This is a genomic window from Limnothrix sp. FACHB-1083 (assembly GCF_014696485.1).
GTDB lineage: Bacteria > Cyanobacteriota > Cyanobacteriia > CACIAM-69d > CACIAM-69d > CACIAM-69d.
The window spans coordinates 1-26426 of sequence record NZ_JACJQD010000004.1 but is presented as its reverse complement, the minus strand read 5'-3'; the positions used below and the strand labels follow the sequence as shown (position 1 = coordinate 26426).

The following is a 26426-nucleotide window of genomic DNA, read 5'->3' as shown; positions in this document are numbered from 1 at the left end:
CACAGGACTCAGCCCGGAGAAAGTTAACGTTATTTTTAATACTTAAAATTCAGAAATAATCTCGGAGATGACCAGCCCAGCCCCACTCGATCGCCCTGGAGCCGATCACGAGGCCGCACCGCCAGCCTCGTCCTGCGCTGCCCTGGCCTCTCCCCAGCGGTTCAGGGAGCCATACGGTTACTATTGGCTGATTTTGTGCAATCTTCAACGGTTTTTTGAAATTTTGCCATGATTCTGTCGCGGTTCTCGGTGCTTGTATCTCGATCAAGAATCTGCCTAGAATGGACTTAAAGGCTCATCGCTTGCTCTGACAAACTCGCCCGAATCAGGCAAAAATCAATCCAAACCGCTCCAAGCTACTCCCAGTTGATGCCGGTTGATGCTGACCGATTCAAATCAACTACGAAAGTGAGGAGAAATGGTTGCGGAAAATTCCAAGGAGATCAGCCCAAAAAATCAGCCACAATAATTCATCACAGCCGATTTTGCTTTGGGGTGCATTGCAATTTTCAAAACTTTACCTTTGAGCATTTAGGTCTGGTTTTGCATGTGCCTTTCTTGGTTTTTCGGTGAATTATGGTCAAGTTGGCATCATTGCATACATCAAACTACGCAGACTTTTCTCAACAGTTCGCGGTAGGAGTCTGATCCATCCCAAGCGCTCACCAGTCAACCCATTCACGCCAAGATTCTGGTCAAATGCGAGCGATTCCTGGTTTAACCCAAGCTGCCCAGGAAGGGCTAGGGACTGGCAAATTTCTATCTCAAAAGGCGATTCAATTGATTGCTGTTTTGGGTAGGGTAAAAGTAGGGTGAATGATTAAACATCACTGACAGGATCGGTTACCTCAAGATTGCCTGACTTGAGAGGGCCAGCGGTGGATTTCCTAATCGTTGGTCAAGATCGTGATCAATCCAACCAATCGCCCAAGCCGCAATCGATCATGATTCCTTTGGAATCTCGATCGGGCGACGGGTGATGAGGGTTGACCACTGGGCGATCGAGTCTTTAGACCCCAAGGCGATGGCGCAACGGAGAAGAACGGAACGATGCTGTCAACTAATTTGACGGGGCCCACGGCGGCTTCCGGCCGCTCCCGTGCCCGAGAGTTACCCACCATCCGGGCCATTTGCTTTCGCTCCGGTGGATATGAGTTCGCGCTGCCGATGGCGGTGGTGCTGAAGGTGACGCACTGTCCGCCGCTGGACAATGGTGATTGGAGTCGATCGGGCTTGGTCTACATCGACAGTCAGCTTATTCAGGTGCTGGACTTGGCTCTGCTGCTGGATTGTCCGGAACGATCGCCCAAGGGCATGGGCCAATTTCTCGTGATTGCTCGATCGGGAAACACGCTCTGTGGACTGCCCACGGATTCGCCACCGGACTCGATCGATCTGCCGCGCGATCAGGTGCTGCCGTTGCCGGCCCGCTTTGAGCGATCGCCCCTGGCTCACTTGGCCCAATGTGCCGTCGTGCTGTCTCCAGACACCACCCCACGCACCCTCTTCTTGCTCAGCCTGCCCCAGGCCCTCGACCAAGCCAACGCCGTCATGGGCACAACAGCTTCCAGCTCCCCAGGCTCAGTCAGTTGAGACATCAGCAAACCAGACCGGCAAACGCCAGCTCAATTCATTGCTCGATCGTGGAATCAATCGTGATCGTCAATTTTGACCATCGGAATCGTTAATTTTCGATAATTTTTATAATTTCGATTCTGATCGTCAATTTCGATCGGGTGCATGAGACCAACCATAACCGCATGACTCTTCCATAACATCGCCCCTGTGCGCTTGGCCCGCCAACCCCAACTTTGACCATGACTCCAGACGATGCGACCCCCAACACCCTGAATGAATCGCTCGATCGATACCGACAGCAACAGTTCACCGGTCAAATCACCCTAGTTCCCACCAAAGGCAATCAACAGCGTTGGTCATTCTTTTTCTGTCTCGGTCGTTTGTTTTGGGTCGATGACGGCAAAAGCGATAACCGCCGCACCCTGCGCCTGTTGCAGGCCGTCTGTCCCAGCATCAAACAAAAGCGCTTTGCACTGCGGGAAGGGGATGCTTTTGCGGCCCAAAACTACAGTCTGTTGATGGTGTTGTTGCACCGCCGTGTTCTGTCCCAGGAACTGTTTTGCCAGGTGGTGAATGGGGTGATTGCCGAGGCGGTGTTTGATTTGCTTTGGCAAACCGGCGGCGCGGTGCAAGTGGGAACCGAAGTGCCCTACGACCCTCTGGACGTGCTGAAGATGGCTTCGGTGACGGTGAAAAGCCATGCGGCAATTACGGAAGCGGCCCAGGCCTGGGCTGCTTGGCAAGAAGCCCAACTGGGCGATTTTCATCCCGACTGGGCCTTGGCCATTCGCAGCACGGATCAGTTGCGGGAACGGTTGGCCCCGGAGGTTTATCAAAAACTGGCCTTGGCGATCGATGGCCAACGCACCGTCCGCGATCTGGCGGTGCTGATGCGGAAGGACGTGCCCACCATTACCCGATCGCTGGTTCCCTACATTCGCCGCAACATCATTGATCTGCACCCGATCGAGGATTTGCCATCCTTGGTGGTGCTTCCCACGCCGGGAGCAGAGGGCAACGGTCGATCGAGCGATCGCCGCCAAACAGTCCCCACCCCCGCCGCTGCCACCACCGCCACCGCCGCCACCGTCGCCTGCATTGACGACAGCCCCCAGGTTTGCGCAGCCATGAGCCAAATCATTGAACAGGCAGGCTATGTTCCCCTTTGCATCCAGGATTCCACCCAGGCGCTCACGGTGCTGCTGGAGCGCAAGCCCAAACTGATCTTTCTGGATTTGATTATGCCCGTGGCCAATGGCTACGAAATTTGTGCCCAAATTCGGCGGGTGGCCCTGTTTCGGGATATCCCGATCGCCATCTTGACCGGCAGTGACGGCATCATCGATCGCGTCAGGGCCAAAGTGGTGGGAGCCACGGATTTTGTCAGCAAACCCGTTGAAACCGAAAAAATTTTGACCCTGATTCAAAAATATCTGAGCGCCGCCACCGCTCCGGTGAATAGTCCCGCTGGGGCAACGGCTGCCAGCTTGAACCCCAAAACGGGCTAAAAATTGCTCGTTTGGAGCCAAAAAGCTCGCTTTTCAGCGCTTTTGGTCGATTGATGCCTGAAATCTCTGTTTTTTGAAGTTTTTGAGCCGATTTGGCACGGTCTCGCCCCCATCCCCCTCGATTTTTGCTGTTGTTTCGCCCCCCATGTCCCATGCTGACTCCACCGCCAAGCAATTTCCGATGCCTGAGAAGGCAGAAGGTTCGCGATTCTCGCCCCATTCTGGGACATGAAATGACTCAGGTTTCCATCGTGAATCAATCCCTTGACCCCTCGCAGTAAACGCTTAGAATGCACGATGGAGATTTGCTCTCCAATTGGGATGAGGGTCGATCATTATTGGGTCGATCGCCATTCAAGCGTTAGCAATTCAAATTTGCTGCTTGACTGATGCTTTTCTGCTTAGTCTATCTATTCTGTTCACCGCTGTTTACTCTGTTGGATTGGCTCTGTTTTTCGACTCAGCATTGACCGAAAATTGACTCAGAATTAGTCCAGCGTTAGCCCAAAGTTAGCCCCAAGTCAGCCCCAAGTTGACGACGAATTGACTCGGAGTTGACGCTCAGGGTTGACTCCAAGTTAACGAAGCATCATCCTTTCAAACTCCTCCTCTCAGCCTTCTCCCTATGCAAACGATTTTGGTTGTTGAAGATAGCCCGACCGATCGCGGCGTGATGATTCGATATCTGCAAGACGCTGGTTTGACGGTGGTGGCCGTGGGCAGCGGGGAAGAAGCCCAGAAGGTTTTGGACACCCAAAAGCCCGCCTTGATTGTTCTCGATGTGATTTTGCCCGGTCAAAGTGGCTTTGAAATTTGTCGGCAACTGAAGCAAAGCGAAGCCACCAAAAGCATTCCCGTTGTGATTTGTTCCACAAAGGGAACGGACGTAGACAAAACCTGGGGCACGATGTTGGGGGCCAATGCCTATTTACGAAAGCCAGTCGATCCAGATGAGCTGATGCAAACGGTGCGGCGCTTTGTGCCCTAGCGGATTGCGTTGACTTGCGAAATTGGTAATCGAGCAGGATGAATTCCAGGGTGGTTGAAGGGGCGATCGATTGGGTTTCGGCTGAAAATGGCAATTTGTCGATCGAACCCACAGCGGACGGGTCTGTGACCTTTCGCTCAGAGCGGTTTGGCGAAACCTTCCACAGCCGCCAAGGGGCCTGGCAAGAGGCGCTGAGTAAGTTTGTGGAACCCACCCATTTACCCCAACGGGCAACCAGTCAACCGGTGATTCGGATTCTGGATGTCTGCTATGGCTTGGGCTACAACACGGCGGCCGCCCTCACCGCCCTCTGGGCCCTCAATCCGGCCTGTGCGGTGGAGTGGGTGGGCCTGGAACTGGATCCCGTGGCCACAAGGGCGGCTTTGCCTTACCTGTTGGCCACGGCGCGATCGGCTGGGGCAGCGTTGGGGTTGGCGGAACCCATCCTCGGGGCGATCGCCCAATTGCTGACCGATCTGGCAGAACAGGGGCAAGCTGCTTGGCCGGCTCCGGCCTCTGTCACTCCAAAATTCAGCACCCCGGAATTAATCACCCCGGAATTAATCACCAGCCCATCGCCAACCCCCCAATTTCGCGGGCAACTGCTGTGGGGGGATGCGCGGCAAACCTTACGGCCCGTCCTCGATCGGAGCTTCCGGGCAGATGCGGTGTTTTTGGATCCCTTCTCACCGCCCCGCTGTCCGCAACTGTGGACGGTGGAATTTTTGGGAATGGTGAGCCGCTGCTTGGCTCCCGACGGCCGCTTGGCCACCTATTCCTGCGCGGCGGCGGTGCGATCGGCCCTGTTGGCAGCGGGGTTGCAATTGGGGGCTACGGTTCCCTTTGGCCGGCGCTGGCCGGGAACTGTGGCGGCCTTTGTGCCCTTAGATTTACCGCCCCTTTCAGCCCAAGAACAAGAACATTTGCAAACCAAGGCCGCCGTTCCCTACCGCGATCCCCACTTGACCGACGATGCGGCAACGATCCTCGATCGCAAAAACCAAGAACAGGCGCGATCGCCCCTTGAACCCACATCCCGCTGGAAGCGTCGCTGGTTTGGCGATTGTCGCGCCAAGCATTAATCACGCCAAGCATTAATCACACCAAGCATTAATCACACCAGGCATTCATCGCACCAGGCACTGCACCAAATATCCAAAATCATTTAACCCATCAGTTATTTAACCCATCAGTTCACCGCCAGCCCGCTCAAGCCCCAGAGAACCACTGGCACAATCGAACAACACCCGTGCGGAAATCCTGATCCGCCACAGAGTTGCATTAGTCTGGTTGAACGACGTTGCGACGATAGGTAACGATCTGGTCTATGGATTATTTGAAGCTTCCTGAAATTTTCTTGGCGCTGCTGCTGCTCACTCCGCTGCTTTATGCCTTGACGCATTTCCTGTGGGAGCTGAGTCCGGTGCTGGCGGTCATGGTTTACTTTGTTGGGGTTTTAGGCATGGGCATCCTGGGCTTTCGGATTGTGGATGAGTCTTGAACATGGCGCGGTGGCCGAAATCTGCCCAAACCGGCCCAAATCTACCCAAATTTTGGGATTAATTAGCCCAGAGCGCACCCCGTCGCCTAAAACCTAGGCCGACTGAGGTGGGGCCGTCAGTTCTGGAGCGGTGGATTCCGTCTGTCGCAACAGATCCAAAATTTGGTAGCGATAGTCCTGAAAAGCGCTCGATCGCCGCAGGGCCTCGTCCCGTTCCGCCGGTAGCTCGATCGATAATTCTCGGCGAATCGTGCCCGGCCGCGCACTCATCACATAGACCCGCTGCGACAGAAACACCGCCTCTTCCACGTCGTGGGTGATGGTCAAAATAGTAGTGCCCGTATTGCGCCACAGTTCCAGCAGAAAACCCTGCATCGACTCGCGGGTTTGCACATCCAGCGCCCCAAAGGGTTCATCCATCAGCAGAATTTTTGGCTGGGAAGCCAGGGCCCGGGCGATCGCCACCCGCTGTTTCATCCCACCGGACAACTCTTTGGGCAGGGCCTTGGCAAAGGGCAACAATCCCACCACATCCATGTAGTACCGGGACTGTTCGTAGCGATCGGCGATCGGGGCCCCCTGCAACTTCAACCCAAAACCAATATTTTCCTCAACGGTCATCCAGGGGTAGAGCGTGTAGCTTTGGAACACCATGCCCCGATCGGCTCCCGGCCCCGTCACCGGTTGCCCATCCACCAACACATCCCCCGCCGTGGGCTGCTCCAGCCCCGCCACAATTCGCAGCATGGTGGATTTTCCCGATCCGGACGCACCCACCGCACAGACAAATTCACCCGTTTCCACATGCAAATTAATATCTTTGAGAGCGACCACCGGGCCGCGACGGGTGGCAAATTGCTTATACAAATGCTTGACTTCTAGATGCATTGCTCATTGATTCCGTACTCATTGATCCCGTGCTCATGAATTTCGCGTTCAATTCCAATCAATTCCAATCAATTCGATCGAGCGATTACTGTGCCCATTGATTCTGCGCTCAGTTCAAATTAGCTTGATCGAGGGATGACTGTTTTTTCATCTGTGGGATTATTTCACCGCCCATCGACAGGAAAAGCGCAAAAACATCCGAAACAAAATATCGATCGCCAAGCCAATTAAACCAATTACAATCAAGCCCGCAAAAATCTCGTCGGTTTTCAGAAAGCGTTGAGCCACGCTAATTCGCCGCCCCAAGCCCTCCGTAGCCGCCACCAGTTCCGACACAATCACCAAGTTCCAAGCCGCCGCCATATTCACCCGGCAGGTATCGATGATTCCGGGGGTGATGTAAGGAAAAATGACTTGAAAGAGAACCTGTAATCGGTTGCCGCCCAAGGTATAGGTGGCTTCAATCATTTCCTTGGGGACAAACTTCACCGAGTCCATCACCATCAAGGTATTGAAAAAGAGTGTGCCAATAAAAACCAAGAGAATTTTGGGCACTTCTCCGAGGCCAAAATACAAAATCAACAACGGAATGAAGGCGGTGGCGGGCATGTAGCGAACAATGCCCACGATCGGCTCCAGGAGCGATCGAATGCTGGCGAATGTGCCCATCAACGTGCCCAGGGGGATTGCAATCACCGTGGCCAGGGCAAACCCACCCAAAATCCGCATCAAACTAAATTGAATATCCTTAGGCAATGCACCGCTGTTCCAAAGCTGCCCGATCGCCCCCACCACTTGGGCCGGAGAGGGCAAAAACAGGGGCCGCACCCAGCCCGTGCTGGCCAGCAGCCACCACAGCACCAAGGGCACCCCGATCGACAACCCCATCAACAACCAACTGAGCCGGGACGGAATCGGATCGGCGATCGTCCAAAAGGTGCTGGGGCGCAGCATCCGAGCGGGCCCCGGATCGCGCACTAGGGGCGGATTGTGGGGAATGGGCACATGGGAAGTCATGGTCTGAGGAAAGAGGGTGAGTTTGCAGGGCCATGAAAGGAGCGATCGGGCAGCAGATGACAGGCTCGCCCTAGGTTGCCGGTTGGCGTTTGGCGGCGTAGGCCTTCACGAAGCGATCGTCAAAGAGTTTGTTCAGATTCGGCTTCGATTTTGCCAATCCAGAACTGGTTAAAAAGTCCGAAATTTCTTGGGCAGCAAACACCAACGAAGAGCGATCATTTCCCGGCTGGAAGGCCTTCAAATTGTCCTCCAGGGTAAAGATCTTGGTTCCCGCTTCATATTCCCGATATTCCTCAACGGAAACTCCCGCCCGTTGGGCCATGATGCTGTAGGATTTTTCGGGATTTTGCTTAATGTAATCCAGCGTGGCAAACCAACTATCCACCAAAGCTTGCACAGCCGCCGGTTGCTCATCCACCAGCTTGCGGCTAACTGCCAGGTGATCGGAAATGGCTCCCGGGAAGTCTCGAGAACTGAAGAGTTCACGGCTGCCGGGTCGCTCCAAAGCCTTCGTGGTGAAGGGTGCAAAAACGCCCACCGCATCCACCTGACCGGCCACAAAAGCCGCCGCCGCCGCGCCAGTTTCCAACGGCTGAATTTGAATATCTTCCGGGGCCAAGCCGGCTTTTTTCAAGCCCAATAGCAATAGGAAATGGTCAACGGTTCCTTCTTCAACGGCAACCCGTTTTCCTTTCAAATCAGCAATTGTTTTAATCTCAGCACTGACAATAATTTTGTCATTGCCCGTGGAGTTGTCATTGGTTAAAACAATCACCTGATCGGCCCCAGCGGCCAAAGAACTAATCGTGTCGTTCAGGGTTTGGGCATTGGCATCCAACTGCCCCGCATTCAGGGCGTTAATTGAATCTAAATAGCCGTCAAACCATTTCAAATCCACATTGACTTGATTTTGATCGAAGATTTTGGCTTCTTGGGTCACCTGCCAAGGAACCCAACCGGGCCAAACGCTAAAACCCATTCGGACGATCGGGGCGGTGGTGCTGCCGGGAGTGCCGTTGGGACTGCCACCGGAGTCAGGCGCGGGCGCACAGCTAATGGACAGAAACAGGGCGGCCAAAAAACAGCCCAACCAACTGAGCAATCGACGACGTTTCAGGGCATTCAGCTTGAGGGCATTCATAGGCTTTCAGGGGCTTTCAGGAGGATTTTCGTGAATGGACAGTTTTCGTGAATGGACAAAAAGATGAGAAATTCAAAACCAGGGGACTTAAAACAAGGGAACTCAAGGCCATCGGCTCCAGAGCCAGAAGTTGAGCAAACGAGATTGCCTCAATCCTTAACCCTCCAAAAAACACAGGGCAATTCCGAAGAACTGCCCTGCAAGGTTTTAGACGGTGGCCAGGGTGGCGACCCGATCGCCCGGTTGAGTCGTGGCCGGCTGGATCGATCGCCCCGTGGCCTGGCGCACCCAGTTCAACCAATCGGCTAACCCTTCGCCGGTTTTGGCGCTAACCGGGAAAATTGCCACCTCTGGGTTGATTTGCCGCACGTTGGCCATGATTTGATCGAGATCCACCTCCAAATAGGGGGCCAAATCCGTTTTGGTGATCAGCAAGCAGTCGGCCTCCCGAAACATCACCGGATATTTCAGGGGCTTGTCTTCTCCCTCCGTGACGCTCAGGAGCGCCACCTTGGCATGTTCCCCCACCTCAAATTCGGCGGGGCAAACCAAGTTGCCAACGTTTTCCACCACGACCAAATCGATCGTTTGGGGATCCACCAACGTCTTGAGCTGATGAATGCCCCCAGAGACCATCCGCGCATCCAGATGGCACGATCGCCCCGTATTGATCGCCACCACCGGCACGCCACACCGCCGCAGTCGATCGGCATCCAGTTCCGTGGTCATGTCCCCTTCAATGACCGCGATCGCCAACTCCGATTGCAACGCGCTCAGGGTCGCCTCCAACAGGGAGGTTTTCCCTGCTCCGGGGCTGCTCATCACATTCAGGCAAGTGATTCCCCACTCGTCAAAATGCTCGCGGTTGTGGTCTGCCCCCGCCTGGTTCGCGTGCAGCAGGTTCATTTCCAAGGCCGCGTCAAAGGTTTGGTGCATGGCGATCAACTCCTAGGGCAAGCAACAGCAAAACGACAGCAAAACAAAAAAATGGCAAGAAATCAGGCAAGAAATCAGGCAATGAAAAGGAAAACCAATAATCAGGATCAAAAGCCCGATCGCCCAAAAATAGCCAGACCTAGCAATAGCCAGCATTCGAGATCGCCAGAAACGGCCGCTCAGGGTGGATTGGCGTTAAACCAAATTGGGATCAGCCGTTTCAATGCCGTCCCTCTGGAGGGGATCCGCCACCGCCACCGCAGCGCTCCCCTCGGCAACGCCACTAGGCCGCAGCCCAGCGATCAGTTTGGGTTTCCTGATGAGCGTTCTGGTATTCGATGTGGGAAATTTTCAGCTCCCGACCCGATCGAATGTCCTCCATCGGTGCGTCACAAGTGGGACAGGCGTAGTGCAACCCCACCTCCGGCCGATATTCCGCTTGGCAAGTGTGGCAAAAGGCCACCAGCGGCACCGACTCAACCACCAACTCCGCCGCCGCCAGAAATGTCCCTTCTCGATAAGCATCGAAGGCAAACACTAGCCCCGCTGGTTCCACGCAGGTGAAATCTCCCACCCGCAGATGTACCCGCGAAATTTGCGGGCGATCGGGCTGGGACTCCCACCAATCCCGCAACGTCAACACGAGCGATCGGGTCATATCGACTTCATGCATGGGCGCACCTATTCCTTAACTGGGTTAGAGGTCTGGCACTGGGTTGAGATATCAGGTACTGGGCGAGATATCTGAGGTTCATGACCAATCCCCAAAAACGTCAGGGCCACTAAAGGGCCACTAAGACCAGCCATCCTCAAAAATCTGCGCTTCCTCATGGATATAGGACGGCTTTTCCCGGCGCGGCAATTGTCCCGACAGCACCAAATTCGCCATCGCATCGCAAATCACCCGCGTTGCCATCAGGGAAGTCATGTCGCTGATATCGTAGGGCGGCGACACCTCCACCACCTCCAAGCCACAGATCGGCGCTTGGCGAATAATCCGCGACAGTAGATACAACGCCTCCCGAGGCAGCAACCCGCCCGGCTCCGGCCAGCCCGTTCCCGGCACAAACCCCGCATCAATGCAATCAATATCGAAGCTGATATAAACGCAATCGGTGCCGTCCAAGGCGCGTTCCAAGGCAAAATCCACCGCCGCGTCTAGCCCAATCTCCGTGATATCCGTCACGGTCAGAATGTTGGTGGCCCGTTCTCGACAAACCTTCACGCCTTGGCGCGGCACTTGCCAACCGCCAATGCCCAACTGCACCAGGTTCTTGGCCGGCGCATTCTGAATGTTGGTGGCGTGGAACCAAGGACAGGTGTGCATCCGCTCATCGAGGTCGGTTTCTTGGGTATCCACATGGCGATCGAAGTGGATAATGCCCACTTTTTTGTCCCCCAAATGGCGACAAACGCCCCGCACTGTGGGATAGCCGATCGAGTGGTCACCACCCAAAATAATCGGGAACGCGCCCGATGCAAAAATGTGGGCAATTCCCTTAGAAATCTGATCAAAAGACTTCTCATTGTTGGCGGGAATTGTGAAAATATCCCCCACATCACAGAGGGTAATTTGTTCCCGCAAATCAATGCCCAGCTCAAAGTTGTAGGGCGTGTAAAGAGCCGAAATGCGCCGAATTCCTTGGGGTCCAAACCGCGTTCCGGGGCGATAGGTTGTGCCGGAATCGTGGGGCACGCCCACAATGGCCACGTCATAATTTCCCACCTGGTTCACATCTTCCAGATAGGGCGCTTTCATGAAGGTATTAATTCCAGCATAGTGCGGCAATTCTCCCCGAGAAAAGGTCGAAATTGTCCGGTCTTTGATGCTGTCGGCGGCTTCCAAACCAAACCGCAGGGCCTGATCTACTTCCTGCTGCCAGCCGGTCATGGGCAGCCGAGCTTCTAAATCCAAGGCACGTTTTGCTTCGGATTCGCCACCCTGATAGTTGGGACGTTCAAAAATATTCATCGATCGCGATGGGGGTTTGGGTTTGCAAATGACTACGGAAATGGGGCCGAATCGATCGCTCCATTCGGCTGAGGTCACCTGCGCGAACTTCCCGAAAATCCGAACTACAAAGCCCGGGGGTTCCAGGCAATCCACGCGATGTGCCTTTGACCTCCCGGGCTTTTATCCCGCCGTGTAGCTGATGCTCAAAGCTGGTTTTCAAGGCCAGAGAATTGGGGATAAATCCACTGGTCACGCCACTGAGCCATCAGCTTGCTTCTCTCGGACCAGTCACAGCACTCTGAAATTCTTTTGGAATTACCTGGAAGCTGCCGGAACCCTAGAAGCCATGTATGTTTAGCTTACCCTCAAACATACCCTAGGCAAAAGCCAACCCAAAAGTTGTATCCCCCACTACGGGATGCAAATTAACTAACCCGATCGCAACTCAAAATAACAACTCAAAATGACAACAAAGGTTACCAGTCAATTAAGAATCATCTCGCTGCATGAAAAATCATGGCCCACCACCCTCCTCCTCAACGCTAAATCCATCGTCAAATCCATCAGCTCCCCTCCCGATCCATCCACCCACAGCCTCACCCACTGAAGCGATCGGCCATGAAGACGTTCTTGAGTGCTTCCCCAAGGCGGCTTAGGCACGGCGCAGCTTAAGCACCGGTCATAAGCGTCGGTTAACCAATGCAAATTAATGAAAATTCGCGGGTTAGAAAATTCGCGGGTTAATTGAGCGGGTTAATCAATTGGTCGATCGCCCGCTGCCTGGGTCAATTTCCGTCCCGATCGCCCCGTCATCACACCTTTTTTAATCACTCCGGGGCCCCACTCAGGCTCCCAAAGACTTCCCCATGTAGCAATTCCACGGTCTGCTTGCTCCCATTCCCCTCTGGTGAGATAGTGTAGGGGCTAACTCGGGCGGTCGTAGTCCATCTGCCTACTGCGACGCGCGCTCTACACCCCGGGATTTAGCTGTTTCTTGAGATCGCGGCGCGCGCCGATCGCTGTCCCCCACTCACCTTCTCCAGTCGAACGAGTTCGAGCAAGTATGGCTGTCGCTACCCAATCCCTCGACGAACTGTCTATTAATGCCATTCGCTTTTTGGCGATCGATGCCGTTCAGAAGGCGAACTCGGGTCACCCCGGTCTGCCGATGGGCGCGGCTCCCATGGCCTATGTGCTGTGGAATCAGTTCCTCCGTTTCAATCCCAAGAATCCGAACTGGTTTAACCGTGATCGCTTCGTATTGTCGGCTGGCCACGGCTGTATGTTGCAGTATGCGCTGCTACATCTGACGGGCTATGACAGCGTGACCATTGAAGACATCAAAAATTTCCGTCAGTGGGGATCGCGCACGCCCGGCCACCCCGAGAACTTCGAAACCCCCGGCGTGGAAGTTACCACCGGCCCCCTGGGTCAAGGGATTTGTAACGCTGTGGGCTTGGCCGCTGCGGAAGCCCACTTGGCTGCCAAATTCAACAAGCCCGATGCCAAGATCGTCGATCACTACACCTACGTGATCCTGGGCGATGGCTGCAACATGGAAGGCGTGTCCGGTGAAGCTTGCTCCTTGGCTGGCCACTGGGGCTTGGGCAAGCTGATCGCGCTGTACGACGACAACCACATTTCGATCGACGGTAACACGGATATTTCCTTTACCGAAGATGTCAGCAAGCGCTTTGAAGCCTACGGCTGGCACACGATCCACGTGACCAACGGCAACACGGATTTGGCCGCGATCGCGAAGGCGATCGAAGAAGCCAAGGCCGTCACCGACAAGCCGACCCTGATCAAGGTCACCACCACGATCGGCTACGGTTCGCCCAACAAAGCCAACACCGCTGGCGTACACGGTGCGGCGCTGGGCCCCGACGAAGTGAAGCTGACCCGCGAAAGCTTGGGTTGGAGCTACGGCGAGTTTGAAGTGCCCGCCGAAGTGGCCGAGGGTTGGACGAAGAAAGCGATCGAAACCGGTGCCAGCCTGGAAGCCGAGTGGAACAGCATCTTCGCCCAATACAAGACCCAGTACGCCGCCGATGCCGCTGAATTTGAGCGGTTGCTGCGCGGTGAACTGCCCCAAGGTTGGGATGCGGATCTGCCCACCTACACCCCCGCTGACAAGGCGGTAGCAACCCGGAAGCATTCGGAAATCTGCCTGAATGCGATCGCCCCCAAACTGCCTGAATTGATCGGCGGTTCGGCGGACTTGACCCACTCCAACCTGACCGAGCTGAAGTGCTCCGGCGACTTCCAAAAGGGCGCTTACGAAAACCGTAACGTCCGCTTTGGGGTGCGCGAGCACGGCATGGCCGCCATCTGCAACGGCATCGCCCTGCACAACTCGGGCTTGATTCCCTACTGCGCCACCTTCCTGGTGTTCGCCGACTACATGCGCGGCGCAATGCGTCTGTCGGCCCTGGCGGAAGCCGGTGTGATCTACGTGTTGACCCACGACTCGATCGCCCTGGGTGAAGATGGCCCGACCCACCAACCGGTGGAGACGATCGCCTCGTTGCGGATCATCCCCAACATGCTGACCCTGCGCCCCGCCGACGGCACGGAAACCTCCGGTGCTTACAAGGTGGCCGTGGCTAACCGCAAGCGTCCCAGTGCCCTGGCCCTGACTCGCCAAAACCTGCCCAACCTGGCCGGTTCCAGCGCTGACAAGGTGGCCCAAGGTGCTTACGTGATCGCCGATTGCGAAGGCACGCCCGAACTGATCCTGATCGGTACTGGTTCGGAAGTCAGCCTCTGCGTCGCCGCCGCCGAGCAACTGACCGCTGCCGGCCACAAGGTGCGCGTGGTGTCGATGCCCTGCATGGAACTGTTCGACGAGCAAAGCGCCGAATACAAGGAATCGGTGCTGCCCGCTGCCGTCACCAAGCGGTTGTCGGTGGAAGCTGGCACGACCTTCGGTTGGGCCCGCTACGTGGGTTCGGCCGGCGCTTCGATCGGGACGGACACCTTTGGCGCTTCGGCTCCCGGTGGCGTGTTGATGGAGAAGTTCGGCTTCACCGTCGAGAACGTGTTGGACAAGGCTAAGGCCCTGCTCGGCTAATCCCCGCACCAACACTCAGCTTGGATGTTCGGTTGCAAGGGGTCACGGCCCCTTGTGACCCGGCAGACCACTGAATCTCGTTCGACAATTTATTTTTTGAACAAACAATCGGGTTAGTCTTTGTGGCTAGCCCGATTTTGTTTTTCGCGTTTTGGTCTTGTTTTTGGTTGCTTGGACTTTGTTTCTCAAGGAATTGCTTTCCCAAGAAAAGCGTTCAGTCGTTGAGGTCGTCGAGCAACTGACTGGCCATGAGCCGAACCAAGGAGGCCGCCGGGCCGATCGGCTCCAGCCATTGCACATCCACATCGGTGTGATCGCGCTGCCAGCTATATACCTGCTCAAATAAGGCATCGGTGAGACTACCGGCAAACAGGAAATAGGGAAAGATGCCGATCGCCCGGTGGCCGGCAGCAGCAAACTCCGTGAGCCGATCGAGCAGCGTTGGGGCGATCGCCCAGTAAGCCAGCGTGAGGCCCAGTTGCTCCGCCAACTGTTCCACCAATTGATTGCCCAGCGGATTCCGGCTGCCATGGGCCACCAGCACCCAAGCCCGGCGCGGCAACTCCACCGCAACCTTGCGCCACTCCTCCGTCATGACCCGATCTAAGCCGGGCCATACGCCCAGGGGAGGATAGAGCTGCCATCGATCGCCCCATTGGGGCCCCATGCTCTGGGTTGCCAAGGCCACTTCCTCGGGGACATCCACCGTGGCATGGACTCCCATCGACAAAAAGAGGGGAATGATTTCCACCCGCACCGCCCCGGCCGATCGCGCACGTTGGGCGAACCCCACTAACTGCTGATGCAGCGGCGTGCTAGCCCCCTCCAACTGGGCCACAGCCACAATCGATCGCACGTTGGCCGCCGCCAGCGTTGCCGAAAGCCGACTCGCCAACAACTCCACCGCTTGACGGGGACGATGATCGCGACTGCCATGGGCTACTAACACCACAGCACGCAAAACCGGTCGCGAAGGATCGTTAATCGATCGGGGATAGCCCATGGAGTCTGTCGAAAACCGCTAAACGAAGCGTCATTAGTCGGGGGCGATCTCCGGTCGTTTCACATGCCAGTGAGTTGCCTGTTCATAAGCATGGGCCACTTCCAGCACCAAATCTTCCCGCAGCACATCGCCAATGATTTGCATCCCGATCGGCATCCCGTTGCGATCAAAACCACAGGGCAAGCTCAGGGCAGGCAAGCCGGCCAAGTTCACCGGAATTGTCATCAAATCCGACAGGTACATGGACACCGGATCATCAGTCTTTTCACCCGCCTTGAAGGCCGTGGTTGGGGCCGTGGGCGAAATCAGCACATCCACCCTTGCAAAAGCTCGCTCAAAGTCTTGCTTAATCAGGGTGCGCACCTTTTGGGCCCGCAGGTAATAGGCATCGTAGTAACCCGCTGACAGGGCATAGGTCCCGATCGCAATCCGTCGTTTGACCTCGGAGCCAAATCCGGCGGCGCGGGTTTTTTCATACATCTCGAGCAGGTTCTCGCCGGGGGCCCGGAAACCATACTTCACCCCGTCATAACGCGCCAGGTTCGCTGAAGCTTCCGACGGCGCAATGATGTAGTAGGTTGGCAGCCCGTAGCGGAATCGGGGGCAGGAGACCACCTCAATTTCAGCACCCAGCTCCTGAAGCACCTTCAGGGCATCTTCAACGGCCTTTTCCACTTCCGCGTCCAGGCCAGCACCGAAGGTTTCTTGAATCACCCCTACCTTTAGCTTGCTCTTGGGGCGGAAATCCGGAAGCAGGCTTTTGGCATAGTTGGGAATCGGCACATTCAAGCTGGTGGAATCTTTGGGGTCATACCCCGCGATCGTCCCCAAAAGCAGGGCCGTATCTTCCACCGATCGCCCAAAGGGCCCGACTTGATCCAGCGAAGAGGCAAAGGCCACCAGCCCATAGCGGGACACCAGGCCATAGGTGGGTTTCAGGCCAACCACTCCACAGAAGGCAGCGGGCTGACGGATCGAGCCACCGGTATCAGAACCGATCGAGACCAGACATTGGCCTGCTGCAACGGCCGCCGCCGACCCACCGGAGGAACCACCGGGCACACGCTCCAAGTCCCAGGGGTTCGCTGTCACTTGGAAAGCGGAGTTTTCTGTGGAGCTGCCCATGGCAAACTCGTCCAGATTGGTCTTGCCGACCATCACCGCGCCCGCATCGAAGAGCTTTTGGGTCACGGTGGATTCGTAGGGCGGCACAAAGTTATCCAACATTTTGGACGCGCAGGTGGTGCGAATGCCGCGCGTACACATGTTGTCTTTGATGGCGATCGGGATGCCAGCTAGGGGGCCGATCGACTCGCCCGCTGCAATTTTGGCATCCACACGCTGGGCTTGCTCCAGGGCCAAATCAGCCGTGAGGGTCAAGAAACTCTTCACCCGTGGCTCGGTCTGGGCAATGTGGTCAAGCGCTTCGCGGGCGATCTCGACGGCCGAGCGCTCTTTGCGAACGAGTTGTTGGTGTAGCTCGCGGATGGATGCCATTGGGAATGCTTCAGGATGCGTAGAAAGGCTGCAAAATTCTCAGGCTTTCGGATGGATTAGGCAAGCGGCACAGCGCCCAATTGCATCAATTTGGGTCATCAATTGCGCCATAAACCAGATCTGATTAGGAGGTTAACAAGATCCGCTGGGCAACATTCTGACAATAATCGATGGAAAAAATAGGACGACTGCACAGATGGCCGTCTCTAGGATACCAAACCATTGTTGAACCCCCTGGCCCCAAAGGGGGTTCTGAGGGTGGTTTCTCCATTTCGGCCCTGGGGAGGTGGGCAACCAGGGATCGATCGCCCCGATCTCGCCCCTAGGGAACCTCGCCCCTAGGGAACCATGGGCAGATGCTGCACCCGCGACAGGGTTTGAGCGATCGCCCAAAGGCTATGGCAACTGGGTTCCTGTTCCGGGGGTGCTCCCTTGGCGGAAGGCTTGGGAGAAGGCAGGGCCGCCTGATAGGCCGTGCGCAGTTGCTGGAACACCGCCGCCCGATCGCGCGCCCCCGTGGCATCCAGCCGCACAACCAGCTCTCCACTGGCCCGCTGCTCAAAAGACTGCAAGCCCAACTGTAAGTCGGGATTCACCGCACTCACGGATTGACAGGCACTCACAAAAGCAGACCAGTCAATTCCCTGGGGGAAAGTCCACTCGATCGCCATCAGCTCGTTGCGAACCGTTTGCTCAAACTCGCCGGGCATGAACGATCGGGTTCCTTCCGGCAGGCGATCGCCCCTCGTCAGGTACAGATAATCGCAAACCGCGTCACTGAGGGACGTTTCAGAATCAATTTCCCAGCCTTGGATGCAAGCCCCCGTCAGCACCGTTCCCATGAACCTTGCGCCCCTTGCTTCCACCTCCGTCAAATCCGCCGAAGACAGATTCGCCCGGGTGAAATCAGCCTTATTCAGCTTGGCTCCCGTCAAGGTCGCACTGGTCAGATTCGCGCCGGTTAACTGGGCACGCCACAGATCCGCCCCAATCAAAATGGCATCGGCAAAACTGCACTGGGCCAAGATGGCATCGCTAAAGTTGGCTTCCAGCAACTTTGATCGACTGAAATCCGTCCGGCAAAGTACCGCATCCATAAAACTGGCGCGGCTGAGTTTGGCATCGGCCAAGCTCGCTTCGCTGAGGTCAGCCCCGATAAATTCCGCTTCGATCGGCTTCGATCGCCGCAAATCAGCCTTGCGCAAATTGGTTTCCACCAACTTGGCCCAAATCAAATCCGTATCGACCAAGATCGCTCCCTGCAAATTGGCCCGGGTCAAGTTTGCTTGGCCCAAATCCGCCCCGGTCAGGTTGGCCCCGGTTAAGTCCGCCCCCGAGAGATCTGCCCGAATTAGCTTGGCATGGCTCAGGTTCACCCCCTTGAGATCCACACCGCGCAGATCAATGCCACTGAGGTCGGGTTTCGCCTCCGACTGACGAGAGCGCCAGTGGTTCCAAGCGTTCACCCCTTTTTCCAAATGCACCAGCTCAGAATTAGCCCAGCGCCACTCACGTCTCGCGGTGGCGATCCGTTCAATCAGGGCAAGCCGTGGATTGTCAGTCAAGGTGTCCTCCTCAGTCGGATCATCGTCGATGGCAATTGCAAAAGGATGGGATCGGGGGATTTCAAAGAAATTTCAGGGTTTTGAGGCAAATTTAAACCTCCTGATTCTTTTTCTGTTGTACTTCAGTGCTCCGATGCGTTGTTGGTGGGTCGGGCCCCTTCAATCGCCAGTCATGGGCGAGGAAATTTGGGCTAGCGCAACCGATCGGGCAAAAGCCGAACAGCACCTGAGTAGTCACTGAGTAGTCACTGAGCAGTTACTGAACTGTGATTGAAAAGCAATCGCTCAGACCGAGAAATTGCACTAAATTTGGCTGAGACGGCGATAGACCAATGCCAGCGCATTGGCATCGCCCACATTGCCCGGGAATAAAACCACAGGCAAGTTCGGAAACTGGGGATGATGGTCGGCGGTTCTGACGACGGAAACACCGGGCAAGATCTGGCCTAGCAGTCGAGCCGATCGCAAGGCTAAACCGTCGCTGAGGGTGTCGTTGGAGGTAATGCCCCCTTTGCTAATGAGGTAACCAATATCCTCCGGCAGTCCCCGCTCGATCGCCATCAGCAGGGCTGAGACCGCTTGCCCGAATTCCAAGCGAATGTCCACCGTCTCAAAGGTCAGCTCCTGGCGGCTGGTGTAGATCACAGGTGTTTTACCATCAGCACGCACCCGCTGCACCTCTGTCAACGCGCGATCGCACAGGCTAGCGGCAATGGCAGCGCGATCGGGCCCTTGCAGTTCTGCCACGGGCACTTCAATGCCCACCACCCCCGGCTCCGCCAGCAATTGCTGAAGCTGTTCGGTGGTTTTGCGCACATGGGAACCCACAATCGCCACTCCCGATCGCCCGTCTCGGACATACTGGGCCATCGCTTCAGCGGCCACCGGCTGGGGTGGCAGGGCCGCCAAAGCCGTCAGGATGCTAGCGGCCGATCGAAACAGGAATCGCTTCCCCTGGCTTGCCTGAGACAACAGGGCCGCCGCAAATTGATTTAAATCGGCCTGCACTTCCCCATCCACCACGCAGCATCGATTCCCGGTCAAGGCTTGCAGTCGTTGCTCCAGGGTCAGCCGGTCGCCGCGCAAATCGGCCAATTGAAACCGCTCCACCTGGTCTGAGGGAATGCGCCCCGCCGTCTTTTCCGCCACGTAATCCGGCAAGTAGCTGTGGCGATAACCAAACACCGAATCGCGGGCAAATTCCGTCTCGTGGACGGGGGTATCCACACCGTTCACCTTCAGATAGTGCACACTGTCGCGGGTGACGCGACCCCCTTCAAAAAAGGCCGGCACCAGGAAATGAGCATCAAAGGGCCCCAACTCCTCCGCGATCGCGTCAGTCTCCACGGGGTAGTGGCCACGCAGGGTTGAGTCCGATCGACTCACCACCAGCCAATCCGTCAGCGCCACTTGGGCGATCGCCTGCTTCAAATTACGACAAACCTCCCGCGTCACCGCGTCGGCCGCCTCCGCCGTCAAAGCCCGCGTATTAGTCAGCACAAATACAATTGGCGACGCATCCTCCAACCCCAAACAAAGGGTTTCCACATCCCAACGCATTAACAGCAAGCAACTATGAACCGTCTGGGATCCCGTTGGGTCATCGTCCAAAACAATTATTTTGGGCGCTTTGGTCTGGTCAGAGGGAGAGGCGCTAGACATTGCGGTTCGCTCAGGGAAAATCGCAAGACAACCTTTCTATTTTGCCTGCAATAGTCCTGAAAATCACGCTTTGCAGCAAGATGATGCTAGAGCTTAAATTTCTGAGCTGGTGATTAGCTTTTAATGGGTCTTATTCAATTAACCAATCTGATTGATTAGCAAACTCAGCTTGCCAAGTTTCTGGGAAATGCTGCTTTAGGTAATGCTTGAGATCTTGATTGGCTTCAAGGAATCGTGATTTAAGGCGCTCATAAATTACGAGATCCGGAGTGGGATAGTCACCGGCATTATATTTAGTAAATCCTGAAAATTCATGGGCTGGTAATCCTAAGAATTGCACAACTCGCGCCAGAGTTCCTTGGGGATGTTGGTAGAATTTTTCACTGTTCAGAATCAGCAGTTGATCAGATCCGAAGCGCGATCGCCAAGGTTCGAGCTGCTCGGCGTAGCGTCCCCGAGCCACATAGCTGTAATGCTGATAGGCATAGCTTTGATAGGCTGGATCAGATAGAAAACGATCAGCTTCGCCAGCCAAGCGCTCCGATTCCGCATTCAAAGCCGCTTCCAAGTCTAAAGATTCAAACTGCCACCGCACCTCATGGTAGTAGTGGGACAGGGCGCGATCAGCTGGATTTCGTAATAGAACAATAATTTTTAAGCTTGGATCAAATTCCCAAGCCCGTTGAGCCACCAAAGGATGAAAAATATAGTAGGGACTGGCTTCACCAGTCATTTCATGAGGTTCTGAATTGGCAGGAAACTGTTGCAGATACCAATCAATTCCCTGGTTCCACTGCAAATCGAAGAAATGGACTTCTTTAGTTGCTGCCGATTGAATTTGAGGATGTTGCAGCAAATATTGATAAAGAGAAGTGGTTCCTCCCTTTTGCACACCAATAATTAAAAAGCTAGGCTTCATACTAAACTAGTTTCTTGAAACTACTTGTGACTGAAATGGTTGATAAGTTAGGAATTTTTCTGATTTTAACCTGGCAACCGGCTTTGAGTTAATGAATAGACTCTTCAAAGAATTGATTGGTCAAAAATTGATCAAAAACCAACCCAAAACTAGTTAAGCATTAGACCACGCTTAAGCCGTCTTTTGAGCCGCCGCCACCAGGACATTTGTGCCGTTGTTCGGGTTGATTCGAGGGTGGTAGACATTTGCTGAAGTTGCATTTGTTGCGCTTGAATTTGCTCTGACTGAGCCGCACAATGTACAAGCAGGCGATCGAGTTCTGCTTTCAGAAACGATTGCGATTGTCGCAACTCAGCTAACTCAGCCAGGTGACTGACTTGGCGATCGTGCAACTGTTGCAGTCGATCGCGCTCTAGGGTTAACGCCTCTTGAGCATCCAACAAATCATTTTGCAGCCGCTCACACTCAATCACCGCCGCTAGTCTTTCCGCCTCCTTGCCCGCAAATACCGCTGGAAAATGTGTTGCGTAAAGCTTGGCATGTTTGGCACAAATATATTCAAACAGGCGCGATCGTTGCTCGGGAATATTACAACCGCTGACCATCGAAGCCGGGCGACAACGATAGGCAAACCCCACCGCTTCCAAGTGCAAAAACTGCCAGCCCCGTTCAGCAATACTAAGCCAAAAATCCCAGTCTTCATAGCCCAATTGATCGGGAATTTTGGAGTCATAACCGCCAATGTCTGACCAGATTGAGCGACGAAACACCGCACAGGCATCGATCGCATTACCTCGCAGCAGCAAATCCACTGAAAATCGAGGCACTTGTACCAACCCAGATTCGGCTCCAAATCGCTCTAGGTTGCCATAAACAACACCCACGTCTGGATGTTGCTCTAACAGTTCGATCGCCCGAGTCAGGTATGGAAGCTTGACACAATTGTCCGCATCCAAGGGCAAAATATAACAACCTTTTGCTGCTCGAATTCCACAGTTTCTGGCTGCCGATAAACCCTGGTTTTCCTGGTCAATAACTTGATAGCCCTGAGCTTTAAGAACTGAGAGTTGCTCAAGAGTCAGTAGATCCGTTGAGCCATCATTCACAACAATAATTTCCCAATGACTCCCGCCACAGCTTTCCACACTGGCGATCGCCTCATTCAGAAATTCGCCATGGTTGTAGCAGGGAATCACCACAGATAACAGCACTGGCTTTTCAACAACCGTAGGAATCACAAATTCCTGTTGAGGCATACCTGAGTTCATGATCTAATCGCCCTACACAAACTTGGCTTTCAGACGTTTCAAAGCTTGCTGCATCCGCCAACCTTTAGATTGCTCAACCGTTTTGAGCTGCGCTTGCGTCTGATCTAGTTTTTCCGCAAACTGCTGAGATAGTTGATGCATTTCCTGTTGATGGCGAAAATTATTCTGAATCAAGCAACCATGCAGGGCCAACACAGCACGTTCTGGCGGTACACCGTCATAAATCGGTGGATTGTCATCAATACTGGGCGCAACAGTGACCCAATCCGGCATAGAACTGGATAGATCTGCTGCTTGATCTAAGGCTTTTAAGAGTGAAAAGTATCGCGGCGCAATTGTATAGAGCGATCGCACCAGCGGGTAATCCCAACCCAAGCTTGCAAACAGTTTAGGGTCAAAAATTTGAGAAAGAACTTCGGGTTCAGCTTGATCTGCTTGAATAGCTAAGTTCAGCTTAGTTTGTAGTAGCTTTAGCCCAGTTTCTGGGTTTTCTAAAAAAGCGTTGACATTAATCAGTAAACTTTGGTCTTGATGTTTTTCATAAAAGCGCAGGAGCGATCGATTATAAACATACCAACTTCGTAGCGCATAATCGGGGTTTGCCACAAATGTTGGATGATTAACTCGCAACACTGAATCTGCCACATCCCAAGGGAATCGATACACCAGCAGATAGCGAGCATTGGGCAATAAATCAGCCCAAAAATCTAAGAGCAGCGTTGTTCTTGGGTCTTTCCATCCCCACAATCCTTGACTCGATCGACTGGCAATTAAAGCTTTAGCATCCGGCAGATAAGCATCCAGATTTTGTAAATTGAGCTGCTCGCTTTCCGTCCAGCCCCAATCTGGCCAACCCAGATCATTCGCAGGCGATCGCTCCTGCAAAATTCGGCGTTGAAATTCTAGGAAATCAACATCCTCAAAATAGCCCTTGGCATTATGAATATCGCCATCTAACAGGCGATCGCCCAAATCTACACCGAGCGCTCCCACTACCGCCGTCATCAGAGAAGTGCCCGATCGATGCATTCCTGCCACAATCAGCGGCATGTTACTGGGCAGTAAATTTTCAGATCCCGAATGAGCCATAACCATTAACAAATAAATCAACAGATGAATCAAAAAAACGATGGCAGTGCTTCCAGTAGGATGCAAATTACCCCATGGGTTAAATGATTCAGAAAAATGTCAATCCTTAAACCAATTAAACCTTCAAAACTCTCACGGTTCTGAAGCCTTGAGCGGCAATGTCACGGCAGATGCAGGCCCCGCATAAACCGTCACATCAGGATCCACTACCCAATCAATAATGCCACTAGCATGGGAAAAATCTTCCACCTGCACCTTAAACATGGCCGCATCAATCCAGCGATCTAAATAACCAAAATGCCCATCAATTGTTCCAGAAACTCCAGCATTCATAAAGTAAGCACCTGCATTTAACAGGCACTTAAATCGAAATTTGACCTTGGCAACCGAGCCAGCTTTCACCTGCTCGATCGCAAAGTTACGCCCCACCAACGATGCGCCACCTAACTCCAAGCCGCTCACAGTTTTAATGAGCATTCCGAAGCGCACTTGCGTCACATCTTGCTCAAATTTCACGGTGTAAGTGTACAGATACTCATCCCGACCAACAAGATAGTTCACCACCTCGCCATTTAAAGTTGTAATTTTTGGATCCTGAATCTTCGCGCCCCGAGAAATATAGGCGATTGTCTGTGGCGGCTGCATCTGAGCATCAAAGTAGGCCTTAAGCCGAGTTGTTCCCAGGTGCTTCTGCGGAGTCCGGGGCGCAACCGGTTGCAGTAGATCCGTTGAAGCTGCCATGCTTTCAATAATGGTCAGTTCTTTGTGGCTAAAAACATTAGCTTCTGAGCCGTTTAAGCGCCGAATTTCTTCTCGTAGCTCCTGAGCTTTATTGGGTGGAGCGTAGCTAAGTTTTTGATACTTATCAACAACTAATTTCGGATTACCATCTAATAGCAATTCACCGCGATCCAGCAAGATAGCGCGATCGCACAACTCAATAATTGTCGATGCTCCATGAGAAACAAAGAGAATCGTTCCTCCTGCATCTCGCACTGCATGAATCTTCGCAAAACACTTTCGCTGAAAAGCCTCATCTCCTACCGAGAGAGCTTCGTCAACCACCAAAATATCAGGATCCGAATGAATGGCAACGGCAAATGCTAGCCGTACAAACATGCCACTCGAGTAAGTTTTGACTGGCTCATCTAAAAATTCACCGATATCCGCAAATGCAGCGATTTGGTCAAACTTTGCCTCTACTTCTCGGCGTGACAGACCCAACATTTGGGCATTGAAAAATACATTTTGCCGACCCGTAAATTCTGGGTTAAAGCCACTTCCTAACTCCAAAAGTGCGGAAATTCGCCCCTGCACTTGCACAGAACCACTGGAGGGCTGCAACGTTCCCACAACCATCTGTAAGGTTGTACTTTTCCCAGAGCCATTTCGGCCCACAATACCTAAGGTTTGTCCTCGGGGAACCTCAAGGTTAAGATCTTTAACCGCCCAAAACGCATTCGCTTGCTGACGATTTGGTAACAGCAACTCCTTTAGGCGATCGACCGGCTTCGCATACCGCTGAAACGACTTGGAAACACTCTGAAGCGAAATAACAATATCGTTCATTAGGGCTAAGGACGGTCAGACTCCAACCAAGGATAGTTACCAGATCTTCGCGCCGCGACACAGATCCGGTAAACCGCGAATTTGCAGGTTCCAAACACCTTAGCAGAAACTACTCAGCATTGATGCATTCACCCGGTCGGATCCAGCGTCTCCTAAAGCACATCCGCAAAACCTGGCCGCAACCGGCGATAAACCCAACGCCCCACAACATAAGCCACGAGCGAATAGCCAACCGTTGCCAGCCATTCTCCCCAGTGCGTGATTTGCCCTACAATCGCCAGCTCTCGGTAAATTTCAACGACTACCGCAGCCGGATTCAGCCACAACAACCAATCACGCCACTCAACCGGCACAGCTGAGAGTGGATAAACAATTGGGGTCAAATAAAACAGCATACTCAGCACAACCAGTAAAGACTGCGCTAAATCTCGAATAAAAACCGTTAAGCCAGCAACCAAATAACTCAGCCCGATCGTCAGCAATAGTTGTGGAATCCAAATCAACGGCATCAAAATTAAAGTTAACTGTAGTTCCTGGTGACTTACTGCTAACATCGCCACCAAAAGCAGAAACCCTGCAAGACTCTCCATAAATGCAGATAGTACAGGAACAAGGGGTAATAACCCCAAAGGAAAAACAACCTTCTTAACTAGATTCGGTTGGGTTAAAACAACCGTAGACGCTTGAACAAGGGCATTCGTAATCGCAGTCCAAGGCAATAGTCCCGCGTAGAGCCATAGACCAAACGTAAAGCTATTTGAATCAACTCCAACGAGATTGAGCTTAACTTTGAGAACAATTGAAAAAACATAGGTATAAATAAAAATTTGGGAAATTTGATGGGCGATCGTCCACAAATTTCCCAAACTTGATCCTTTATATTTAGCCTCCAAGTCTCGAACAACTAGAGCACGCAACAACCCCAATTGCTTAACTTGCTGATCGCTGAGTAATAACATTATCAATCATCTCTGAACAACACAGACCGGGACTGCTACAGCCTACGGTACAGACTAGCTCAGTTTATTTTCTTATTAAAGAGAACCAAGAAATTCTCAAAATTGGTCAAATCTCACCATTCATTAAACAGCGCGAAAAAAGGGGAAGGGGTTCTAGAGCATTATCTAGACCCCCCCTCCCCTCTCTTCAATTATTAACCTGGCATCGAGCTATTTTCGCAGGGGGCTACCCCCCAACTATCGTCGCCGTAACAGCGTTTCACAACCGAGTTCGGGATGGATCGGCGTGGGACCACTGCACCATTGACACC

The 26426-nt window shown here is 53.8% G+C and carries 21 protein-coding genes, 1 rRNA gene and 1 riboswitch; of the genes, 6 read left to right on the top strand and 16 right to left on the bottom strand.

The features are described from left to right. The first annotated feature begins 1050 nt into the window (after positions 1-1050). The 5 genes from H6F46_RS06315 (at position 1051) to H6F46_RS06295 (ending at position 5575) form a co-directional block, all read left to right on the top strand. A complete protein-coding gene (locus H6F46_RS06315) occupies positions 1051-1593 on the top strand; it encodes a chemotaxis protein CheW (RefSeq protein ID WP_190353994.1) in 543 nt (180 codons plus the stop codon). A 224-nt stretch (positions 1594-1817) separates the two neighbouring features. Then, positions 1818-3086 (top strand): response regulator, encoded by a 1269-nt coding sequence (locus tag H6F46_RS06310; protein WP_190353993.1) that lies wholly within the window; start codon positions 1818-1820, stop codon positions 3084-3086. 625 nt (positions 3087-3711) lie between these two features. Then, complete coding sequence (locus H6F46_RS06305) at positions 3712-4074, top strand: response regulator transcription factor (protein ID WP_099535178.1); 363 nt, start codon at positions 3712-3714, stop codon at positions 4072-4074. Between the two features lie 38 nt (positions 4075-4112). Then, positions 4113-5156: a tRNA (5-methylaminomethyl-2-thiouridine)(34)-methyltransferase MnmD gene (locus tag H6F46_RS06300; protein WP_190353992.1), complete on the top strand. Its 1044-nt coding sequence runs from the start codon at positions 4113-4115 to the stop codon at positions 5154-5156. Positions 5157-5401: 245 nt separating this feature from the next. Next, positions 5402-5575: a hypothetical protein gene (locus H6F46_RS06295; RefSeq protein ID WP_158234544.1), complete on the top strand. Its 174-nt coding sequence runs from the start codon at positions 5402-5404 to the stop codon at positions 5573-5575. 93 nt (positions 5576-5668) lie between these two features. On the opposite strand, the gene H6F46_RS06290 is transcribed toward H6F46_RS06295, so the two are convergent. The 6 genes from H6F46_RS06290 to H6F46_RS06265 all read right to left on the bottom strand — a co-directional run bounded on the left by H6F46_RS06290 (position 5669) and on the right by H6F46_RS06265 (position 11529). Then, positions 5669-6463, bottom strand: a complete 795-nt coding sequence (locus H6F46_RS06290; protein WP_190353991.1) for an ABC transporter ATP-binding protein — start codon at positions 6461-6463, stop codon at positions 5669-5671. A 159-nt stretch (positions 6464-6622) separates the two neighbouring features. Beyond that, entirely contained in the window at positions 6623-7480 is an 858-nt protein-coding gene (locus H6F46_RS06285) for an ABC transporter permease (RefSeq protein WP_190353990.1), read from the bottom strand. 70 nt (positions 7481-7550) lie between these two features. Further along, positions 7551-8597: an ABC transporter substrate-binding protein gene (locus tag H6F46_RS06280; RefSeq protein WP_190354195.1), complete on the bottom strand. Its 1047-nt coding sequence runs from the start codon at positions 8595-8597 to the stop codon at positions 7551-7553. Between the two features lie 231 nt (positions 8598-8828). Further along, positions 8829-9557, bottom strand: coding sequence for a hydrogenase nickel incorporation protein HypB (hypB, locus tag H6F46_RS06275; protein ID WP_190353989.1), 729 nt, complete (start codon positions 9555-9557; stop codon positions 8829-8831). 283 nt (positions 9558-9840) lie between these two features. Further along, positions 9841-10230, bottom strand: a complete 390-nt coding sequence (gene hypA, locus H6F46_RS06270) for a hydrogenase maturation nickel metallochaperone HypA (RefSeq protein WP_190353988.1) — start codon at positions 10228-10230, stop codon at positions 9841-9843. 120 nt (positions 10231-10350) lie between these two features. Then, on the bottom strand, positions 10351-11529 hold the full coding sequence (locus H6F46_RS06265; protein WP_190354194.1) for an agmatinase family protein: 1179 nt from the start codon (positions 11527-11529) through the stop codon (positions 10351-10353). A 149-nt stretch (positions 11530-11678) separates the two neighbouring features. Then, positions 11679-11863, bottom strand: a riboswitch (guanidine-I (ykkC/yxkD leader). A 711-nt stretch (positions 11864-12574) separates the two neighbouring features. Here H6F46_RS06265 and tkt point away from each other — a divergent pair. After that, positions 12575-14584 carry a transketolase gene (tkt, locus tag H6F46_RS06260; protein WP_190353987.1) on the top strand — a complete coding sequence of 670 codons (2010 nt, stop codon included), beginning with the start codon at positions 12575-12577 and terminating at the stop codon, positions 14582-14584. A 214-nt stretch (positions 14585-14798) separates the two neighbouring features. On the opposite strand, the gene H6F46_RS06255 is transcribed toward tkt, so the two are convergent. The 10 genes from H6F46_RS06255 to rrf all read right to left on the bottom strand — a co-directional run. Further along, the gene (locus H6F46_RS06255) at positions 14799-15587 is read right to left on the bottom strand and encodes a sirohydrochlorin chelatase (RefSeq protein WP_099535198.1); all 789 of its coding nucleotides are present in this window, start codon (positions 15585-15587) and stop codon (positions 14799-14801) included. 33 nt (positions 15588-15620) lie between these two features. After that, complete coding sequence (gene gatA / locus H6F46_RS06250; protein WP_099535200.1) at positions 15621-17084, bottom strand: Asp-tRNA(Asn)/Glu-tRNA(Gln) amidotransferase subunit GatA; 1464 nt, start codon at positions 17082-17084, stop codon at positions 15621-15623. Positions 17085-17422: 338 nt separating this feature from the next. Next, positions 17423-18649, bottom strand: a complete 1227-nt coding sequence (locus H6F46_RS06245) for a pentapeptide repeat-containing protein (RefSeq protein WP_099535202.1) — start codon at positions 18647-18649, stop codon at positions 17423-17425. A gap of 303 nt (positions 18650-18952) precedes the next feature. Then, complete coding sequence (locus H6F46_RS06240) at positions 18953-20311, bottom strand: four-carbon acid sugar kinase family protein (protein ID WP_190353986.1); 1359 nt, start codon at positions 20309-20311, stop codon at positions 18953-18955. A 130-nt stretch (positions 20312-20441) separates the two neighbouring features. Then, complete coding sequence (locus H6F46_RS06235; RefSeq protein WP_190353985.1) at positions 20442-21230, bottom strand: sulfotransferase domain-containing protein; 789 nt, start codon at positions 21228-21230, stop codon at positions 20442-20444. Positions 21231-21379: 149 nt separating this feature from the next. Next, positions 21380-22498, bottom strand: a complete 1119-nt coding sequence (locus tag H6F46_RS06230) for a glycosyltransferase family A protein (RefSeq protein WP_199291429.1) — start codon at positions 22496-22498, stop codon at positions 21380-21382. A 12-nt stretch (positions 22499-22510) separates the two neighbouring features. Beyond that, entirely contained in the window at positions 22511-23548 is a 1038-nt protein-coding gene (locus H6F46_RS06225; protein ID WP_255508926.1) for a sulfotransferase, read from the bottom strand. Positions 23549-23719: 171 nt separating this feature from the next. Next, a complete protein-coding gene (locus H6F46_RS06220; protein WP_099535212.1) occupies positions 23720-25156 on the bottom strand; it encodes an ABC transporter ATP-binding protein in 1437 nt (478 codons plus the stop codon). A 152-nt stretch (positions 25157-25308) separates the two neighbouring features. Next, a complete protein-coding gene (locus H6F46_RS06215; protein WP_190353983.1) occupies positions 25309-26115 on the bottom strand; it encodes an ABC transporter permease in 807 nt (268 codons plus the stop codon). 197 nt (positions 26116-26312) lie between these two features. Beyond that, a 5S ribosomal RNA gene (gene rrf, locus H6F46_RS06210) occupies positions 26313-26426 on the bottom strand; the annotation flags it as partial.